The 3,314-nt window shown below is 67.9% G+C and carries 2 protein-coding genes and 1 pseudogene; 2 read left to right on the top strand and 1 reads right to left on the bottom strand.

Annotation, left to right across the window (positions count from 1 at the left end; all coding sequences use genetic code 11):
* Window positions 1–235 precede the first annotated feature (235 nt).
* A complete protein-coding gene (locus ADK36_RS08065; RefSeq protein WP_048582739.1) occupies window positions 236–931 on the bottom strand; it encodes a hypothetical protein in 696 nt (231 codons plus the stop codon).
* A gap of 193 nt (window positions 932–1,124) precedes the next feature.
* Here ADK36_RS08065 and istA point away from each other — a divergent pair.
* Both istA and ADK36_RS08055 read left to right on the top strand, forming a co-directional pair.
* Window positions 1,125–2,651, top strand: a pseudogene (istA, locus tag ADK36_RS08060) (IS21 family transposase); the annotation flags it as partial.
* Window positions 2,599–3,282, top strand: coding sequence for an ATP-binding protein (locus tag ADK36_RS08055; RefSeq protein ID WP_338060773.1), 684 nt, complete (start codon window positions 2,599–2,601; stop codon window positions 3,280–3,282). The pseudogene istA and the gene ADK36_RS08055, both read left to right, overlap by 53 nt.
* Window positions 3,283–3,314 lie beyond the last annotated feature (32 nt).

The following is a 3,314-nucleotide window of genomic DNA, read 5'->3' as shown; positions in this document are numbered from 1 at the left end:
GTGCTGTGCTGTGTGGGGCGGGCGGTGAGTGGGTGCTGTGCTGGCTGCCGGGGTTGGCATCGTGTATCGGTGCATGGTGGGAGGTTTCTCGCTTGGGCAGAGCGTGTCGACGGTCACGGAATTCCCCACCTCAGGCGGGTTCGGCGTCAGGTAATTCCCCACCCCTGCAGCCACGCTTCCCCATGAGGGCTGTGATCGCGCATGACGGCTCGGTCGTTCTGCAGCCGATCTACGTCTACGGTTTGCCGGCTGCTTGAAGCCCTCGGGTCAGGTGCGCGAGTGTCTCAGGGATCCCGCGCACGGTCATGCTCTGTTGCAGGAGTTCGAGGTCGGCGCCGTGAGCGTCGAGGTGGGCCAGTATCGGCTGGTACCGGTCGGAGCGATCGCGGAGGAACTCGGTGGTCAGCCGGAGTTCCAGCCGCACGCAGTCGATGCGGTGCCCACCCCAGTCCACGGTGACGTAGTGCCGCCAAGGGCCGGGTCCCTGGCACTCCCAGCCATCCTCATCGCACGGTGCTTCCACCGTGCTGACCTCGAATCTGACGCCGTGAAGGCTGTAGCAGGCGAAGTACTGCCGGGCCGATGCAAGCCACTGCGGGGCGGTCACACAGGGCAAGTCCGCCAGCGCTTCGGCAACAGCGTCCACGTCGCGGCGTCGCTCGACGAGGATGTCGACGTCACCCACCGGCAGGTCAACGCCCTGCAGGCGAGCCGCTGCCGTGCCGACGAGCCGGCACTTGAGCCCCGGAGCGACAGCCCTGATCAGGTCGAAGCCGGTGCGAAGCACCGCGTCCAGGTCGTGGCGGTCGCGCAGCGGCCGAGTTTCGATCCCATCCATGGTCGACAGGATGCCCGCCGGGTCTGACATTGCCCGCTCGCGCTGACGGGTCCAGGCGACCGGTTCCGGGCGCATCATGTGATCGCTCAGCACTGTCGACGATCAAGTTTTCCCTATCTTGGGCGGTTTGAGTGCTAAGTGATCTCTAATCGGAATCCTCCAGATTGGCCATGGGTAACGCGGAGTCCGGGATCGAGGGACCTGGTCGTCGCGGAGCTGCTCATGTTCCTCGTCCCGTGGTTCGGAAGGCCGATGGGCAGCCCGGATGGCGAGAGGAACGTTCGTCGTGGTCGACATCACCGAGATTTACATCCACTGGTACGCGGGCGGCTCGAAGAGTGCGCTGGCAGCGTCGCTGGGAGTGGATCGCAAGACGGTCAGGAAGTACCTGGCCCCGGCGGAGGCATCCGGGATGACCCCGGGCGGGCCGCCGATGAGCGAGGCCGACTGGTCGAAACTGATCAAGGAGTGGTTCCCGGGGCTGGCTGACAGACGGCTGCGGCAGGTGACCTGGCCGGAGATCGACAAGCACCGCGACTACATCAAGAGCTTGCTGGGGACGGTGACCGTTTCGACCATCCACCAGCGGCTGCGGGACGAGCACAAGCTCCAGGTGTCGATCTCCTCCTTCCGCCGCTGGGTGCACGCGACGCTGCCGGACGAGGTGGCAAGGTCGCAGGTCACGGTGTTGCGGGAGGAGGTCGAGCCCGGTTCGGAGGCCCAGATCGACTACGGCTTCCTGGGGCAGTGGATCAACCCGCGCACGGGTCGGCGGCACCGGGTCTGGGCGTTCGTGATGGTGTTGCCCTGCTCGCGGCACATGTTCGTGCGTCCGGTGCTGCATTTGGACCAGCAGGCATGGACGGAAGCGCACGTTGCGGCCTTCCGCTACTTCGGCGGCGTCCCGCGCCGGCTGGTGCCGGACAACCTCAAGACCGGGGTGGACAAGCCCGACCTCTACGACCCGAAGATCAACAAGGCGTATGCCGAACTCGCCACCCACTACGGGGCGTTGGTCGATCCCGCCCGGGCGTCGAAACCGAAGGACAAGCCGCGGGTGGAGCGGCCCATGCCCTATGTCCGCGACTCGTTCTGGCGGGGCCGGGAGTTCACCTCGATCGAGCACATGCAGGCCGAGGCGGTGACCTGGAGTCAGCAGGTCGCCGGGCGGCGGCAGTGCCGTCCGCTCGACGGGGCCGCCCCGCTGGCGGTATTCGAGGCGCTGGAGGCCGCCGAGCTGTTGCCGCTGCCGCCCACTCCGTTCGTGCTGGCCCGCTGGTCGACGGCCACGGTCGGCCCGGACATCCACATCAAGGTGGGCCGCACTCTTTACTCGGTGCCCTGGAAGCTGATCGGCCGCAAGGTCGACGTCCGCTCCACCGCCACGATGGTGCAGGTCTTCCTCGACGGCGAACTGGTCAAGACTCACGCGGCACTTGAGCAGGGCAAACGCACCGACCGCCAGGACTACCCGCCCGAGAAGATCGCCTTCCAGATGCGCACGCCGGTCTGGTGCCGCAGCCAGGCGTCCGAGATCGGAGAGTCCTGCCGCGAGGTCGTCGACCAACTCCTGGAGGTCAACGCCCTCTACCGGCTCCGCGCTGCCCAGGGGGTTCTCGGTCTGCGGAAGAAATACGGCGAGACGCGGCTGGAAGCCGCCTGCGCCAGGGCCATCGCCGCGGGCGACCCCTCCTACCGCACCGTCAAAGGCATCCTCATCGCCGGCACCGAGACCGATCCCGAGCCCGAGACCAGCGGAGATGCCGGGGCCGCGGCCTTCCTCCACGGACCGGCCCAGCTCTTCGCCCCGACCGTCACGACCCCCGACACGGCGGATGACGCCCACGACGACCAGGTGCACGACGAAGCGAGGTGGAAGCCCGATGACCGTAATGGACAGTGCCCTGCGCGAGTCGCTCAAAGCACTCCGGCTGTCCGGCATGCTGGAGACCCTCGACGCCCGCCTGGCCCAGGCCCACGGCGGCGAGCTCGGACACCTCGACTTCCTCCAGGTCCTCTGCCAGGACGAGATCACCCGCCGCGAGACCGTCGCCTTCCAACGCCGCCTGCACCGCGCGAAGTTCGAGCAGCAGGTCACCCTGGAGGAGTTCGACTTCACCGCCTCCTCGAAACTGCCCGCGGCCCAGATCCGTGACTTGGGAGCCCTGCGCTGGCTGCACGCCGGCGAGTCCGTGATCCTCTTCGGCCCGGTCGGTGTCGGCAAGACCCACATCGCCCAGGCCCTCGGCCACCTCGCCGTCCGCCAGGGCGCCCACGTCCGCTTCGCCAAGACCAGCCGGATCCTGGCGGACCTCGCGGGCGGCCACGCGGACCGCACCTGGGAGAAACGGATCCGCGAACTCGTACGTCCCGACGTCGCTCGGCGGGCGCGCGGACGAGGACGAACAGTGCCGTGCACGTCCAGCAGATCCGGTCGCCGCTGAACCGAGCTTCCCTCCGAGTCCGTCTGGCGCAA

This window comes from Streptomyces viridochromogenes (assembly GCF_001270495.1).
Lineage (GTDB): Bacteria > Actinomycetota > Actinomycetes > Streptomycetales > Streptomycetaceae > Streptomyces > Streptomyces viridochromogenes_A.
This window is presented reverse-complemented; position numbering and strand designations above follow the sequence as displayed.